Annotated in this window: 14 protein-coding genes; 12 read left to right on the top strand and 2 right to left on the bottom strand. The window is 34.5% G+C overall.

Annotated features, from left to right (window positions below; all coding sequences use genetic code 11):
* The 5 genes from B0A67_RS13980 to B0A67_RS13960 form a co-directional block, all read left to right on the top strand.
* On the top strand, positions 1-2,610 hold a 2,610-nt coding region (locus B0A67_RS13980), incomplete at its 5' end, for an Ig-like domain-containing protein (protein ID WP_123887409.1).
* A 47-nt stretch (positions 2,611-2,657) separates the two neighbouring features.
* On the top strand, positions 2,658-3,590 hold the full coding sequence (locus B0A67_RS13975) for a PorP/SprF family type IX secretion system membrane protein (protein ID WP_072963907.1): 933 nt from the start codon (positions 2,658-2,660) through the stop codon (positions 3,588-3,590).
* A gap of 11 nt (positions 3,591-3,601) precedes the next feature.
* Positions 3,602-5,536 carry an OmpA family protein gene (locus B0A67_RS13970; RefSeq protein WP_072963909.1) on the top strand — a complete coding sequence of 645 codons (1,935 nt, stop codon included), beginning with the start codon at positions 3,602-3,604 and terminating at the stop codon, positions 5,534-5,536.
* A gap of 246 nt (positions 5,537-5,782) precedes the next feature.
* The gene (ligA, locus tag B0A67_RS13965) at positions 5,783-7,789 is read left to right on the top strand and encodes an NAD-dependent DNA ligase LigA (RefSeq protein ID WP_072963911.1); all 2,007 of its coding nucleotides are present in this window, start codon (positions 5,783-5,785) and stop codon (positions 7,787-7,789) included.
* Positions 7,776-8,471 (top strand): lysoplasmalogenase family protein, encoded by a 696-nt coding sequence (locus tag B0A67_RS13960; RefSeq protein WP_072963914.1) that lies wholly within the window; start codon positions 7,776-7,778, stop codon positions 8,469-8,471. The genes ligA and B0A67_RS13960 overlap by 14 nt, the downstream gene beginning before the upstream one ends.
* Here the strand turns inward: B0A67_RS13960 and B0A67_RS13955 are convergent.
* Positions 8,457-9,368, bottom strand: a complete 912-nt coding sequence (locus tag B0A67_RS13955) for a bifunctional metallophosphatase/5'-nucleotidase (RefSeq protein WP_072963916.1) — start codon at positions 9,366-9,368, stop codon at positions 8,457-8,459. The genes B0A67_RS13960 and B0A67_RS13955 overlap by 15 nt on opposite strands.
* Positions 9,369-9,499: 131 nt before the next feature.
* A complete protein-coding gene (locus B0A67_RS13950; protein ID WP_072963918.1) occupies positions 9,500-10,279 on the bottom strand; it encodes a 5'-nucleotidase C-terminal domain-containing protein in 780 nt (259 codons plus the stop codon).
* A 47-nt stretch (positions 10,280-10,326) separates the two neighbouring features.
* Between B0A67_RS13950 and B0A67_RS13945 the strand changes: the two genes are divergently transcribed.
* The 7 genes from B0A67_RS13945 to recN all read left to right on the top strand — a co-directional run bounded on the left by B0A67_RS13945 (position 10,327) and on the right by recN (position 16,880).
* Positions 10,327-10,839: a DUF6913 domain-containing protein gene (locus B0A67_RS13945; protein ID WP_072963919.1), complete on the top strand. Its 513-nt coding sequence runs from the start codon at positions 10,327-10,329 to the stop codon at positions 10,837-10,839.
* A 16-nt stretch (positions 10,840-10,855) separates the two neighbouring features.
* Positions 10,856-11,737: a 4-hydroxy-tetrahydrodipicolinate synthase gene (dapA, locus tag B0A67_RS13940; protein WP_072963921.1), complete on the top strand. Its 882-nt coding sequence runs from the start codon at positions 10,856-10,858 to the stop codon at positions 11,735-11,737.
* A gap of 136 nt (positions 11,738-11,873) precedes the next feature.
* On the top strand, positions 11,874-12,668 hold the full coding sequence (locus B0A67_RS13935) for an outer membrane protein assembly factor BamD (RefSeq protein ID WP_072963923.1): 795 nt from the start codon (positions 11,874-11,876) through the stop codon (positions 12,666-12,668).
* Between the two features lie 9 nt (positions 12,669-12,677).
* Positions 12,678-12,995, top strand: coding sequence for a DNA-directed RNA polymerase subunit omega (locus B0A67_RS13930; protein ID WP_008463064.1), 318 nt, complete (start codon positions 12,678-12,680; stop codon positions 12,993-12,995).
* Positions 12,996-13,004: 9 nt separating this feature from the next.
* Positions 13,005-14,219 carry a bifunctional phosphopantothenoylcysteine decarboxylase/phosphopantothenate--cysteine ligase CoaBC gene (gene coaBC, locus B0A67_RS13925; protein ID WP_072963925.1) on the top strand — a complete coding sequence of 405 codons (1,215 nt, stop codon included), beginning with the start codon at positions 13,005-13,007 and terminating at the stop codon, positions 14,217-14,219.
* A gap of 71 nt (positions 14,220-14,290) precedes the next feature.
* Positions 14,291-15,175 carry a type IX secretion system protein PorD gene (porD, locus tag B0A67_RS13920; RefSeq protein ID WP_072963927.1) on the top strand — a complete coding sequence of 295 codons (885 nt, stop codon included), beginning with the start codon at positions 14,291-14,293 and terminating at the stop codon, positions 15,173-15,175.
* A 52-nt stretch (positions 15,176-15,227) separates the two neighbouring features.
* Entirely contained in the window at positions 15,228-16,880 is a 1,653-nt protein-coding gene (gene recN, locus B0A67_RS13915; RefSeq protein ID WP_072963929.1) for a DNA repair protein RecN, read from the top strand.
* Positions 16,881-16,903: the final 23 nt, after the last annotated feature.

The raw sequence follows: 16,903 nt of genomic DNA, 5'->3' as shown, positions 1-16,903 counted from the left end.
TGTGAGAGTTCAGTAAGATTATCAGTACCCATTAGTGTAACGGATCCTGCTACGCCAACCTTGGTAACTGCGGGAAATCAAAACTTCTGTTTGGTAAATGCACCAACTTTTGCAAGTGTTCAGTTTAACGAGACAAATATTGTTTGGTATACAGCTTTAACAGGAGGAACATCGATTCCATCTACTACAGCACTAACAAGCGGAACTTACTTTGCAGCAATAAAAGATGCTACAACAACTTGTGAGAGTTCAATAAGATTATCAGTAACCATTAGTGTAACTGATTCTGCTACACCAACTTTGGTAACTGCCGGAACACAAAACTTCTGTTTGGTAAATGCACCAACTTTTGCAAGTGTTCAGTTTAACGAAGCAAATATCGTTTGGTATACAGCTTTAACAGGCGGAACATCGATTCCATCTACTACAGCACTAAGAAGCGGAACTTACTTTGCAGCATTAAAAGATGCCACAACAACTTGTGAGAGTTCACAAAGATTGTCAGTAACCATTAGTGTAACGAATCCTGCTACGCCAACATTGGTAACAGCCGGAACTCAAAACTTCTGTTTGGTAAATGCACCAACTTTTGCAAGTGTTCAGTTTAACGAAGCAAATATCGTTTGGTATACAGCTTTAACAGGCGGAACAGCGATTCCATCTACTACAGTGTTGACAAGCGGAACTTACTTTGCAGCAATAAAAGATGCTACAACAACTTGTGAGAGTTCAGTAAGATTATCAGTAACCATTAGTGTTACTAATCCTGCAACACCAACCACTACAGCAATAGCTCAGGTTTTCTGTTCAGGAAGCAACCCAACTGTAGCTAATATTCAGACAAACGAAAGTAATGTAGTTTGGTATAGTGTACCAACTGGAGGAACTGCAATTGCGTCTACTACAGCTTTGGCAAATGGAGATTATTATGCAGCATTAAAAGATGCAACAACGGGTTGTGAAAGTAGTATAAGGCTAAAAGTTACAGTTACTGTTGGAACTTTAAATACTCCTACAACAAATAATGTGGCACAGAACTTCTGTTCAACTAGTGCTCCAACATTTGCGAGTATTCAGGTAAACGAAAGCAATGTAACTTGGTTTAGTAATGCTACCGGCGGAACAGCAATTCCAACAGCAACAGTTTTAACTTCTGGTACTTATTATGGAGAAGCTACAGATTTAACAACAGGATGTAAAAGTGCAACTCGTTTAATGGTTACTGTTACAGTTGTAAATCCAGCGGCAACACCAACGACGAATTCGACAACTCAAAACTTCTGTTCTGTAAATGCACCAAAGGTTTCGAATATTCAGGTAAACGAACCTAATGTGATTTGGTATAGTACTGCAACAGGAGGAACAGCAATTCCGTCAACAGCAGCTTTAGCAAATGGTACTTATTATGGTGTTGTTTCGAGCACTTCAGGTTGCGAGAATCCTTTAAGATTGGCGGTTGTGGTTAATGTAAATACGCCAATTTTAGTTACTACACCAAGAACAGCCCAAACATTCTGTCTGTCAGCAAATCCAACAATAGAAGATATCGTTGTAAATGAGGCAAATGTAGTGTGGTATACTTCCGCAAATGGCGGAACACCATTGGCAGCAAATACTGTTTTGACAACGGCAACCTATTATGCAGCGACGCTTAACAGTACTAATAACGGCTGCGAGGGTGCTTCAAGATTAGGAGTAGCAGTTTCTTTTGATAATGATGCTCAGGTTCCTATTACGACAACTGATGATACACCATGTGTTTTCCAGGGAATCACTTATTCAATTGCCAACGGAAAATCAAATTATGTGTGGTCAATCACTAACGGAACAATTACTTCCGGTGGAGGAAATGCAGATGGATCTGTAACTGTTTCTTGGTCTGACATTGGACCGGGTAAAGTTGAGGTTGCTTATATCAATACATGTAATGAAAGATCAGTAAAATCATTGAATGTTACTGTAGCAACTTGTTCAGATCTGACGATAACCAACACAGTGAGTAATCCTAACCCTAATTTTGGTGATCAGATAACCTTTACAGTAACAGTAAATAATGTTGGTGAGGGTAATTTCATAAATACGATAGTTAGCAATTTATTACCAAGCGGATTTGATTTGGTAAGTGCGAATACGACTTTAGGCACTTATGATCTGACAACACAACTTTGGACAATTCCAGCTTTAAATGCAGGACAAAGTGTAGTGCTTACAATTGTTGCCGAAGTATTGCCTAGCGGTAATTATACAAGCGTTGCGACAGTCGAAATTTCGACTCCTTTAGATGCTGATTCAGCAAATAATTCGGCTTCAGTTACTGTTGAGCCAATTTGTTTGACAGTTTACAATGAGTTTACTCCAAACAATGACGGAGCTAATGATTTGTTTAGAATTGACTGTATTGAATCGTATCCAAATAACGAGTTGAAAGTATATAACAGATATGGCTCATTAGTATATAGTAAACAACATTATGAAAATGATTGGGACGGAACCGCTAATGTATCCGGAGTTATTAATAGAGGAGATATGTTGCCAACAGGTACTTATTTTTATGTGATAACTATTGGAGATGGAACGGTTAAAAAAGGATGGTTATCTATAATGAGATAAGCAACCGGTATTAATCATCTAATTAATTAAACTTAATAAGTATCGTTATGAAACTATATATAAAATCATTAGAAACGTATTTCATTTTAATATGTTCTTTAGTCACATTTTGTGCCAGTGCACAACAAGATCCGGAGTACACACAATATATGTACAACACTATGTCCGTAAATCCAGCTTATGCTGGATCTACGGGAACATTAGAAGCAGCTCTTTTACACCGTTCCCAGTGGGTTGGAATCGATGGAGCACCAGAAACACAATCGTTTTCTATTCACTCGCCACTTCGAAACGAGAATATTGGTTTGGGATTAAGCGTCGTAAATGACAAAATTGGTCCATCGAACGAATTGTATCTCGACGGAAATTTTGCTTATTCAATTCCTCTAGGATATGAAAAAAGACTGGCCTTTGGTCTTAAAGCAGGTATGAGAATGTTGAATATAGATTGGTCTAAAGGTAGATATTACAATAATAATGATGTTTTGTTGAACCAAAACATTAACAATCAAATGAAGCTGGCAGTTGGAGCAGGGATTTACTATTATACTGACAAATGGTATTTAGGATTTTCGATTCCAAGCTTTATTCAGAATGATTATTATGACGATGTTCAGGAATCTATAGATTATGATCGTCTGCATTATTATTTAATGGGAGGTTATGTTTTTGATCTGAATCCCAACTTAAAATTCAAGCCCGCCTTTTTAGTAAAAGCAGTTAGTGGAGCACCTCTTACTGCTGATATTTCGGCGAATTTTATGATTGCAGAAAAATTTGTAATTGGTGGTTCTTATCGAACAGATGATTCGATAAGCATATTGGCAGGTTTTCAAATATCCAGAAGTTTTTATATCGGATATGCTTTTGATTATACCGTAAGTGGTTTGAATAAATACAATGATGGAACGCATGAAATCATCCTGCGTTACCAATTCACGAAAAACCAAAGTAAAATCAAGTCACCTCGATTCTTCTAATATAAAATCCTATGAAAAAACTATATATCCTTAGTTTAGTCTTGAGCATTACTTTTGGTTTTGCTCAGACTAACTTAAAAAAGGCCGATGCACTGTTCAAAAATTATTCTTATGCAGATGCTTCCAAAGCCTATGAAGAATGCCTGCAGAATATAAAGAATCCATCAGCGCAAACAATTAAAAATGCTGCAGATTCGTATTACTTTATTTCTGATGCAAGAAATGCCTTAAAATGGTATAAGAAATTATACGAAGTACAAGGCAATAATCTAACAGACATCTATTACCTGCGTTATATTCAGTCTATGAAAGCAGTGATGGACTATGATGATGCAGACAGAATTACGAAAGAATATCTCAATAAAAAAGGAGATCAAAAAGAGATCAATCGATACGTAGCTCAAAAAAAGCAATTAGACAGTCTGGCCAAAACAAAGTCTCTTTACGAAATTAAAAATCTGAATATCAATACCAGTAAATCAGATTTTGGAGCCACTTTTTATTTGGATAAAATTGTATTTACCTCGGCAAGGGACACAACAAGATTTGGCGATAAATTGTATAACTGGAATAACCAGCCATTTCTGAATTTGTATGTTGCCGAGAGAAATCCTGCTGACGGAAGCCTGTTCAACGAAGCTCTGTTTATACCCAACGTTATGACCAAGTATCATGAAGCAACAGCAAGTTTTGATGCCAGCGGAAAAACAATGTATTATTCGTCTAATATCATTAAGAAAAACAAATTGGTTATTGATGAAAACAGAATCAATAATTTCCAGATTCTTAAAGGTTCATTAGTCAATGGGAAATTAGAAAATCCACAAAAAGTTTTCTTCGATAGTGACGATTATTCTGTTGGACATCCTTCTTTGAGTGACGATGGAGAATTACTTTTCTTTGCATCAGATATGCCCGGCGGTTATGGTGAAACTGATTTATATGTAGTAAAAATTGCGGCAGACGGAACAATGAGTTCTCCTCAGAATCTGGGACCAAAAATAAATACGATGGGGAATGACCTTTTTCCATTTTTCCGTAACGGAATACTTTATTTTTCTTCAGACGGACATTACGGACTCGGAGATTTAGATGTGTATGAAAGTACCTTTTTATCAGACGGAACTTTTTCGGCGCCTAGAAATTTAGGCGCCCCGATAAACAGCAACAAAGACGATTTTACTTTTGTAATTGATAAAACAGGGACTTATGGATATCTTTCTTCCAACAGAGCAGGAGGTAAAGGCGATGATGACATTTATTCTTTCACAAAAGGAAAACCGGTTTGTAATCAGAATATTTCCGGTAAAGCAACAGACAGAAAATCAAAATTACCATTGACAGATGTTACTGTTATTGCCTACAATTCATATAACGAGATTTTGGCAGAAACAAAAACAAATTACGAAGGTAATTATGCAGTTACAGTTCCCTGCAATAAATCAGTTCGGTTAGTGGCTTCAAAAATGAACTACAGTAATGACGAAAAAACGGTAGAAACCACAAAAGAAAATGAGGTAGATATTACCAATGTTGATTTTGAACTCAGTAATTACGATGACCTGGTTGTTAAAAAGAAAGGTGTCGAAAAAGTAGATGTAAATCCAATTTATTTTGATTACAACAAGTATGATATTACACCTAAAGCCGCTGAAGAACTGGCCAAAGTCGTTTTTATTATGGGAAAATTTCCTAATATCCGCATCAAAATAGAATCACACACAGATTCGCGCGGAAAAGATTCCTATAACCTGAAACTTTCTGATGAAAGAGCAAAATCGACCAGAGATTATATTGTTTTGCAGGGTATCGATGCTTCAAGAATCGAAAGTGCGATAGGTTACGGTGAAAGCCGATTAATTAATAAATGTAAAAATGGCGTAAAATGTACTGAAGAAGAACATTTATTAAACAGACGCTCCGATTTTATCATTATTCAAAAGTAGTTTAGGTTGTATTTTTATAATTTGGGGATTATGAGAATAAAAACATAAAACGAAGAAACCATTTGGAAGTTGGTTTTGTTTAATTCTTTTTAAGAATAATGGGCAAGAAGAAAATCAAGTTGCATCGTTTTGCAACTTGATTTTTGATTTTATAAAACTTTTGTTTTTTACTGTTTTTGAACAAAAATAATCCTAATTTTGATGTTCAGTTATTCTAAATCACAACCTCCGGTATTTTAATATTATATGAGCATTCAAGAAACAATTCAGGCTTTAAGAGACGAACTTAACCAACACAACTACAACTATTATGTGTTAGATAATCCTACAATTTCTGACTATGACTTTGATATAAAACTAAAAGAGCTTCAGGATTTAGAGAATAAACATCCTGAATTTTTTGATGAAAATTCCCCAACACAAAGAGTAGGAGGAACCATAACGAAGAATTTTAAAACGATCGCACATCAATACCGAATGTATTCGTTAGACAATTCTTATTCTAAAGAAGATTTGCTGGATTGGGAAAACAGGATTCAAAAAGTTCTTGGAAACGTAGATTTGCAATATACCTGCGAACTAAAATATGACGGAGCATCGATTAGTATTACCTACGAAAACGGGAAACTGGTACAAGCCTTAACCCGCGGAGACGGTTTTCAGGGTGATGAGGTGACCAATAACATCAAAACCATAAAATCGATTCCATTACAGTTAAAAGGAAATTATCCAGAGCGATTTGATATTCGTGGTGAAATTATTTTACCTTTTGCAGGTTTCGAAAAAATGAATCAGGAATTGATCGAAATTGGAGAAACGCCTTATTCAAACCCGAGAAATACAGCCTCCGGAAGTTTAAAATTACAAGACAGTGCTGAGGTTGCAAAACGCCCTTTGGAATGTTTATTGTATTTTGTCGCCGGAAATAATTTGCCGTTTTCATCTCAGTTTGAAGGCTTGGAATCTGCCAGAAAATGGGGATTTAAAGTACCTTCTGAAGCGAAATTAGTCAATAATATGCAGGAAGTTTTTGACTTCATCGATTATTGGGATATTCACCGTCATAACTTGCCATATGAAACAGATGGAGTAGTTGTAAAAGTAAACAGTATTCAGCATCAGGAAGAATTAGGTTATACAGCAAAATCGCCACGTTGGGCAATAGCATATAAATTCAAGTCAGAACAAGTTTCGACCAAACTAAATTCTATTACCTATCAGGTTGGCCGTACCGGAGCAATAACGCCCGTTGCAAATCTGGCACCTGTGCAATTGGCAGGAACCATTGTAAAAAGAGCATCTTTGCACAATGCAGACCAAATCGAAAAATTAGATATCAGAATAAACGATATTGTTTTTGTTGAAAAAGGAGGAGAAATTATTCCAAAGATAATTGCTGTGGATCTGGAGAAACGTCCGGAAAATTCAGAACCAACACAATACATCACACATTGTCCGGTTTGTGAAACCGAGTTGAAAAGAAATGAAGGAGAAGCAAATCATTACTGTCCTAATTTTTATGGATGTCCTCCGCAAATTATAGGTAGAATTCAGCATTATATTTCCAGAAAAGCAATGGATATCGAAGGTCTGGGCGGCGAAACAGTTGCCTTGCTTTTTAAGAACGGCTTAGTGCATAATTATGCTGATTTATATGAGTTAAAAGTAGAAGACATTTTACATTTGGAAAGAATGGCAAAAAAATCTGCTGAAAACTTAGTAAATGGTGTCGAAAAATCTAAAGAAATTCCGTTCGAAAGCGTTCTTTTTGCACTCGGAATCCGTTTTGTTGGAGAAACAGTCGCTAAGAAATTAGCCAAACATTATAAAAATATCGATGCACTGAGCCAGGCCTCTTTGATGGATCTGATTCTGGTAGATGAAATTGGAGAACGAATTGCTAAAAGCGTCATTGAATTCTTTGAAAATGAAGAGAATCAAAAAATCATTCAGCGATTAAAAAGTTATGGTGTTCAGTTCGAAATTGTAGAAAAAATTAATCCAAACGCTACAGAAAAATTCATTGGAAAAACATTTGTAGTATCAGGTGTTTTTAGCCAGTTTTCAAGAGATGAACTAAAGAGAACCATCGAAGATAACGGAGGTAAAGTAGGAAGCTCAATTTCGGCAAAAACTGATTTTGTAGTGGCCGGGGATAATATGGGACCTGCAAAATTAGAAAAGGCCAATAAACTAAATATCCCTATCTTGTCAGAAGAAGATTTTATAAACAAAATAAATGAAAGCGAATAAACCGTCTTTGATTTTATTCTTTTTAGCCCTGTTTTGTACTATCATTTTTGATTGGACGGAGCAGGATTTTTTTGGACTATATGCCAAAGCAATTGTGCTGCCCGCAATCTTTATTTATTTTTTGATAAGCAGTGAATTTAAAATCGGAAAAACAGAAAGTATAATTTTTTTCTTCTGTTTTACAGGTCAGGTTTTTGATCTGATGGACATCGAAATTTCTGAGTTTGGCGGTGTTGTGTGCTTTTTGATTGTATATCTTCTGATTATAAAACTCTTTGTACAGGAGCATGAGAAGATAAAACTGCAGCGAAAAGATATTTTACCTGTTGCTATAGTAGTAATATTTATAGTATACCTATTAATATCCGTCTTAAGCCTGCAGTTTGATAACATGAAAAAATTTAGCGCATTATATACTTTTTACGGAATAGTTCTAAGTATTTTGAGCTATTTATCATTTGTAAACTATATAACAAAAGGAACACATATAACATTGATAATGTCATTAATGGCCATAAGTTACATCTTTTCGGATATATTCTATATTTTCAATGAATACTTTTCCTACTCTGTAGTCCTCGTCATAATTCGTGATGTAACACAAATTTTGGCTTATTTCTTTATGGTAGAATACTTTCTCGAAAAAGCCAAAATTCATAAAAAGTTGTTACACAACAATTGATCTTCCTTGGTTGCTGTGCGCTTTATCTTTATCAAAATAGAAATCTATTCTTCCTAAATTTATCCCGTAACAGCCCACCTGATTCACCAATACATCCTGTCCCGCTTTATTTTTTACAACAGTTGGTTTGTCCAGAAAAGTATGTGTGTGTCCGCCAATAATTAAGTCAATATCCTGAGTCAGCTCTGCTAATTTTAAATCGCAAATTTTAGAAGCATCATCTTTGTACTTGTATCCTATGTGCGAAAGACAAATAACTAAATCACATTTTTCCTCTTTTTTAAGCAATTGCGTCATGTCCTGAGCAATTTCTACAGGATCATTATAAACCGTTTCCTTATAATTTTGTTTGTCTACCAACCCTGCAAGTTCAATGCCTAAACCAAAAACACCAACCTTAATACCATTTTTGTTAAAGATTTTATACGGTTTTACAAGACCGTTCATGACCGTATTTTTAAAGTCATAATTAGAACAGATAAATTCAAAACTTGCGTGAGGCATTTGAGCATATAACCCGTCAAGACCATTGTCAAAATCATGATTTCCAATAGTCGATGCATCATACTTCATCATGCTCATCAACTTGAACTCAAGTTCACCACCATAATAATTAAAGTAAGGCGTTCCCTGAAAGATATCTCCGGCATCTAATAAAAGAACATTTGGATTTTCCTGACGAATCGTTTCTATAAGTGCTGCCCTGCGCGATACGCCACCTTTATTTGGGTTACGCGGATCATCAGCAGGAAAAGGATCGATGTGGCTGTGAACATCGTTAGTATGTAGAATCGTTAAGTGTTTAATATCGTTAGTTTCAAAACTGCTTAATGACAAACCTAAACTTAATAAGGCAGTACTTGCAGCTGTTTTTTCGATAAATTCTCTTCTTTTCATTTTATATATTTTTTGCGGAAACGATATTGTATTTGTTAGCGATTTTTTTGCCGGGAATTTTCATGAATTATTTTTTTTTTAATTCCTGTAAATTTGTGTAATTCGTGGCGGACTTTTTTTTGTAATTGTGATTATTCTTCAGTAATTCTGATATCTTTTGCTACCGGAATCGTATCAACTGATTTAAAATAATCAATCAGTACATTTCGAAGTTTATAATTCAAATCAAACTTCTCAACACCTTTAGCGAAAAAAGTCATACTGTCACCGCCATTCGCCAGATAATCATTAGTAGCCACATAATAAACCTTATTCACATCAAGAGGTTTTCCCTGAATTAAAATATTTTTGGCAGTATTGTCTTTTGCAATAGTAAAAGTCATTCCAGATAAAGGATGTGGTTTTTTCTCCTTAATAATATACGAAGTCATTTCCAGGATTTGTTGCCCCTTTAATGCAATGACAACCAGATTATTTTCAAAAGGCATGATTTCGTAAGCAGTTCTCGTTGTAACATTACCTTTAGGTAAAATAGCACGAATTCCACCATGATTTAAAAAACACAAATCAATGCTTTTCTTCTCACGGGCTTTAAAAACAATATTACCCCTTTCTATACAAACATCAGCCAATAGATTTCCAATGCTGGTTTGCCATTTCCCGGTGCTTTTATCAAGATTTTCAGGACAATAAGCCAGAATGCTGTCTAAATCCTTATTAATATGGTCACGATAAGGTTTGATAAAATTTTCCATTGCAGGAGTTTCTGCCTCTTTCTCTGTGATTGGAAGTTGTTTTCCTTCTATCTTCGTCAGATTATAGTTTTTCTGACTGCAGGAAGTTATAAAAAAAAGTGTTAAGAATATAACAAAAAGTTTTAAAAATCCGTTATACTTTTTTAGTTTTACCATCTTAAATGCGACTTAAATAATTAATTTTGTAATCTGGCAAAAGTACTATGTTTTTAAATTATATAAAGGAATTTTTTGTAAAAAAATCATTAAAAAATGACCTGAGTAATGTTAAAAAAGAAGTCTTTACCAGTAATATACAAACAATTGGTTTACTGATTGATGAGAGCGATTTTCGCTATTCAAAAGAAATTGTAAACGAGCTTGTTCAGCAGGGGATAGCACCTGCGAACATAAAGATTGTTGGGTATAGAAGTAAATTTAAAGAAAAAGAAAGCTATTTGATTCCTACTTTTGGTAAAAAACATATCAATTGGAACGGAGAGATTACAGCAGTTTTTCTCAATGAATTTATAGCAACAGAATTTGACCTTCTGATAAGTTATTACAACATCGAAACAGGTATTTTGATGGCGGTAACTAATAAGTCAAAAGCGAAGTTTAAAGTGGGATTTGCAGCCGTAGATAAGGATTTAAATCGATGGATGATCAACACCGCTATAACCAATTATAAACTTTTCGTTACTGAATTGTTTAAGTATTTAAAGAGTATAAAATAAAAATATAAATTAGAATATGCAATCATTAATAGGAACAGGCGTTGCGCTAGTCACTCCATTCAAAAAAGACCTTTCAGTAGATATAGAAGCTTTACAACGTATCGTTAATTTTTCGATAGACGGAGGAGTAGAGTATCTTGTAGTTATGGGTACAACAGCAGAAAATGCAACCCTTACGCAAGCTGAAAAAGAATTGGTTATCACTACTGTAATCGATACCAATAAAGGAAGATTGCCTTTAGTTCTTGGAGTTGGAGGAAATAATACGATGCAAATCATTGAGGAATTAAAAACCAGGGATTTTTCAGCATTCGAAGCCATTCTTTCTGTTTCTCCTTATTATAATAAACCAACACAAGAAGGAATCTACCAGCATTTTAAAGCCATAGCTGAAGCTTCTCCGATTCCGGTAATTTTATATAACGTTCCCGGAAGAACATCAAGCAATATGTTGCCATCTACCGTAATTCGTCTGGCAAATGATTTTGATAATGTTGTAGCAATAAAAGAAGCGGCAGGAGATGTTGTACAAGCGATGCAATTGATTAAAAATGCACCAAAAGATTTTCTTGTAATTTCAGGAGATGATATGATCGCATTGCCAATTGTTTTAGCAGGCGGAGCGGGTGTAATTTCGGTAATTGGACAAGGTTTTCCGAAAGAATTTTCAGAAATGATTCGTTTAGGATTGAATAAAAAGGTAAATGAAGCGTTTAAAACCCAATACTTTTTATCCGATTGTATTGATATGATTTTTGAGCAGGGGAATCCTGCCGGAATCAAACAAGTTTTTCAAGCCCTTGGTATTGCTGACAACACAGTGCGTTTACCGTTAGTAAGCGTAGATGATTTATTGGCAAACAGATTGAATGAATTTGTAAAAAACAGCATAAAATAGAAGTGAGATTGCCGGTATTTTAATATACCAAAAAATATTTTGTAGTAGCTAAATTAATAACTAAATTTGCCACCGGAACTTCGGTGTGATTTTGCTTTGGCATAATTGTCTAAGAAATCATAATAAAAGTAAGAAAATGAAAAAAATAGTATCTCTATTAATTGTTGTTGTCCTTTTTTGTTCTTGTAGTGAATATCAAAAAGCATTGAAAAATGAAGACGTTGCAGCGAAATTTGAAGTGGCAACCAAAATGTATGAAGCTGGAAAATATTCGAAAGCCATACGTCTTTTTGAACAATTAGCCCCTTCTTACAGAGGAAAGCCACAGGCAGAGAAACTTTTTTATATGTTTTCACAATCTTACTATAAATCAAAACAGTATTATCTTGCAGGTTATCAGTTCGAAAGTTTTGTTTCTGGGTATCCGCGTAGTGAAAAGGTACAGGAAGCTGCTTTTTTAGGAGCTTACAGTTATTCAAAATTAGCGCCGGTTTATAGTTTAGACCAAACAGATACATTAAAAGCTTTAGAGAAATTCCAGGCATTTATAGACAATTATCCAAACTCAGAATACATCGCTCAGGCTAATGAAGCAGTAAAAGTTTTAAACGGTAAGCTAGAGAAAAAAGCATACGAAAATGCAAAAGGATATAATACAATATCAGATTATAAATCAGCATTGATTGCATTTGATAACTTTATAGCTGATTTTCCGGGAACACCTTTTAAAGAAGATGCCCTGTTTTACAAGTATGATTCAGCATATAAATTAGCAATAAACAGTGTTCCTTCAAAAATGCAGGAACGTTTAAATGTTGCAAAAGTGGCTTACGCTAACTTAATTAAGTTCAATAGCGCTACCAAGTATAAGAAAGAGGCAGATGAAATGAATGCCAGAGTTGAGACAGATTTACAAAAATTTACTAAATAAAATAAAGTCATGGATTTAAAAAAGACGAATGCTCCTGTAAATACAATAACTTACAATAAAACAGTTATTGAAGAGCCAACAGGAAATGTGTATGAAGCAATTACCATTATGGCTAAAAGAGCAAATCAAATTAATTCTGAAATTAAAAAAGAATTAACTGAGAAATTAGAAGAATTTGCGACTTATAATGACAGTCTTGAAGAAGTTTTTGAAAATAAAGAACAAATTGAAGTTTCTAAATTTTACGAAAAATTGCCTAAACCACACGCTTTAGCAGTGCAGGAATGGTTAGACGGTAAAACTTACCACAGAAGTTCAAATAAATAATATAGTATAATGTCAGTTTTAAACGGGAAGAAAATTTTGCTGGGAGTTTCTGGCGGAATTGCAGCGTATAAAACAGCCTCATTAGTACGACTCTTTATAAAAGCAGGTGCACATATCCAAGTGGTAATGACACCTGCTTCTAAGGATTTTGTAACTCCACTTACGTTATCTACGTTATCAAAAAATCCTGTACATTCTAATTTCTTTAATCAGGATGATGAAGATGCTGTCTGGAACAATCATGTTGAACTGGCGCTTTGGGCTGATTTAATGATAATTGCTCCTGCGACAGCCAATACGCTGTCTAAGATGGCGACAGGAAACTGTGATAATCTTTTAATTGCTACTTATTTATCGGCTAAATGTCCTGTTTATTTCGCTCCGGCAATGGATTTGGATATGTATAAACATCCCTCAACGTTATCTAATTTTGTTGCTTTAAAACAATTTGGAAATGTAATGATTCCTGCTGAAAATGGAGAATTAGCAAGCGGTTTGTCCGGCGAAGGCCGAATGGCAGAACCCGAAAATATTATTGCTTTTCTTGAAGCGGATCTTGAAAGTAAATTGCCGCTAAAAGGAAAAAAAATATTAATTACTGCCGGACCAACATACGAAGCGATAGATCCTGTGCGTTTTATTGGTAATCATTCCTCGGGAAAAATGGGTTTTGATATTGCCAATCAGGCTGCTAATTTAGGAGCGCAGGTTATTTTAGTTTCCGGACCAACTCATTATAAAGCGAAGAATGCTTTGATTGAGGTAATTGATGTCATTTCGGCCCAGGACATGTATGATGCCTGTCATTTGTATTTTAATGACGTAGATGTTGCTATTGCAGCAGCAGCCGTGGCAGATTACCGGCCTAAAGTAGTCGCTTTGCAAAAGATTAAAAAAGCATCAGAAGAGTTTTCGATAGAGCTCGAAAAAACAAAAGATATTTTAGCATCATTAGGAACAATCAAAAAGAATCAATTTTTAATTGGATTCGCTTTAGAGACTGAAAATGAAATTGAAAATGCTAAGTTGAAAATTCAGAAAAAAAACTTAGATTTGATTGTTTTAAATTCCTTACAAGATGAAGGGGCCGGTTTTAAAAAAGAAACTAATAAAGTAACTTTTATTGATCGAAATTTTAAAATTGAACCAATGGAATTAAAAGCAAAAGAATCTGTTGCAGTTGATATTTTAGAGAAAGTGATTTTGCATTTTTCGAAATCATAATGATTTAGGATAAAAACTAAAAGCAACGATAGTAAAGTCTATTGCCCGCTAAATCAAATATTATCTTTCGTATGAATAAAATAGTTACTCTTTTAGTATTTTTATTTTTTGGCTTTGCACAGGCACAACAGCTAAATTGCACAGTAACCATTAATACTGAAAGGCTGTCTAATCCCAATCAGCAAGTTTTTAAAACACTTCAAACCTCACTATCTGAATTTGTAAACAAAACAGACTGGACCGGTTCAGTGCTGAAACAAAACGAAAGAATCAATTGTTCGATGTATATTACATTGTCATCCAATAATTCAGATCAGTTCACGGGAACCATCCAGGTACAATCCTCACGATTGATTTTCAATTCGACATATTCGTCCCCTGTATTAAATTATAATGATAAAGATTTTAATTTCAGATATACAGAATACGAACCTTTGTTGTTTAATCCAAGTACATACGATTCGAATTTAGTTTCTGTAATTTCTTTTTACAGTTATTTAATTTTAGCTATGGATGCAGATACCTTTCAGATGACAGGAGGAAATCCGTATCTTGAAACCGCTCAGAACATTGCCAGTGTTGCACAACAAGGAGGATCTAAAGGCTGGAGCCAGTCTGATGGAGTGCAGAACCGTTATTATTTGATAAATGATATGACTTCGCCAATGTATAGCGATATACGTCAGACAATGTTTGAATATCACAGAGGTTTAGATGGCATGAGTCTCGATCTGAAAGCGTCAAAAGAAAAAGTCAAAGCTGCAATAATGATTCTCGGAAGATTAAATTCAGTTAAACCAAACGCCTTTTTGACAAGAGTATTCTTCGATGCAAAATCAGACGAAATCGTTTCTATATTCTCAGGAGGGCCAAGTATTCCGGTGGGTGATTTGACAGATATGTTAAATAAAGTCTCCCCTTTGAATGCTACTAAATGGTCACAGATTAAATTTTAATTGATTTTCAGTTTACTTTCTTTACTAATTTTTATACTTACACAATTCCCTTATGATAACGTCCTTGTCGATTAAAAACTATGCCCTGATTGAAAAACTCACAATCGATTTTTCAAAAGGTTTTTCTATAATTACAGGTGAAACAGGTGCGGGTAAATCTATTATATTAGGTGCAATCGGTTTAGTTTTAGGAAAAAGAGCCGATTTAACTTCATTAAAAAACAAAGAGGAAAAATGTATTATTGAAGCGCATTTTGAAATCTCTAAATACAACCTGAAAGAATTTTTCGAAACAAACGATCTTGATTATGAAGACGACACTATTATTAGAAGAGAAATTTTGCCTTCAGGAAAATCTCGTGCTTTTATTAATGACAGTCCCGTAAATCTTCAGGAATTACAGGATTTAAGTTTGTTTTTGATTGATATTCATTCACAACAACAAACCCAGGAACTTTCTGATGAAGGCGTTCAGTTTAAAATAATTGATGCCATCGCAAATAATTTTGATACTATTCAATCGTATCAAAAAGTACTGAAAGCATACAAAGCAGATAAATCTAAGCTCAATGCCTTGCTGAAAAAACAAAGTGATTCCGGAAAAGAGCAAGAGTACAATACCTTTTTATTGAATGAATTGGTAAGTGCTAAACTAAAATCAGGAGAACAGGAAGAATTAGAAGCGGATTACGAAAAGCTAAATAACGTTGAAACAATAAAAGAAGCGATTGATAAATCTCTTGTAATTGCTAACGAAGAACAATTTGGAGTTTTTCATAATCTGAATGAGATCAAAACTTCAATACAGAAAATTGCACTTTTCTCTCCTGAATATCAAAGTATATTCGAAAGAATTACAAGCCTTGCGATTGAATTTGATGATGTTTCTAAAGAATTGCAAAATGCTTCTGAAAAATTATTGAATGATCCGGTGCAATTAGAATTTGTGAGTCAAAAACTGCAATTGATTTATAATTTACAGAAGAAACATCAGGTAAGCACTGTGGATGAATTGATCGAAATTCAGGCGAATTTAGGCAATACATTATTAGAACTTGACAATATCGAAGAAGAAATCGCTTTGTTATCAAAAGCAATAGATCAAAAAACAATTGAATTGGATGCTTTTTCAGCAACAATCCATCAAAATAGAAAAAATGCAATTCCTGTTCTGTCTCAGAAATTAATTTCAATTTTGGAAACTTTAGGAATGCCAAATGTTCGTTTTAATATGGAGCTTTTGCCATCAGAAACGTATTTTCAAAACGGAAAAGACGAATTACAATTTTTATTCTCCGCCAATAAAGGAACCGACTTTGGATTATTGAAAAAAGTAGCGTCAGGAGGAGAGATGTCTCGAATTATGCTGGCTGTAAAAGCAATTTTAGCGCAATATTCAAAATTGCCAACTTTGATTTTTGATGAAATTGATACCGGAGTTTCCGGAGAAATTGCCATTAGAATGGGAGAAATCATGAAAGAAATGAGTGGTGCAATGCAAATTTTTGCCATTACGCATTTACCGCAAATTGCCGCCAAAGGAGATTCGCATTTTAAAGTTTTCAAATCTACTGTAGATGACGATACCCAATCAGAATTAAAGCTTCTGTCTCAGGACGAAAGAGTTATAGAAATTGCTCAGATGTTATCAGGAGCAGTTGTTTCAGATTCGGCTTTAAATCATGCTAAAGCCTTGTTGAACTAAAGAAATGATTTATATTTGTCAAC

The organism is Flavobacterium aquidurense (assembly GCF_002217195.1).
Classification (GTDB): Bacteria; Bacteroidota; Bacteroidia; order Flavobacteriales; family Flavobacteriaceae; genus Flavobacterium; species Flavobacterium frigidimaris.
This window is presented reverse-complemented; position numbering and strand designations above follow the sequence as displayed.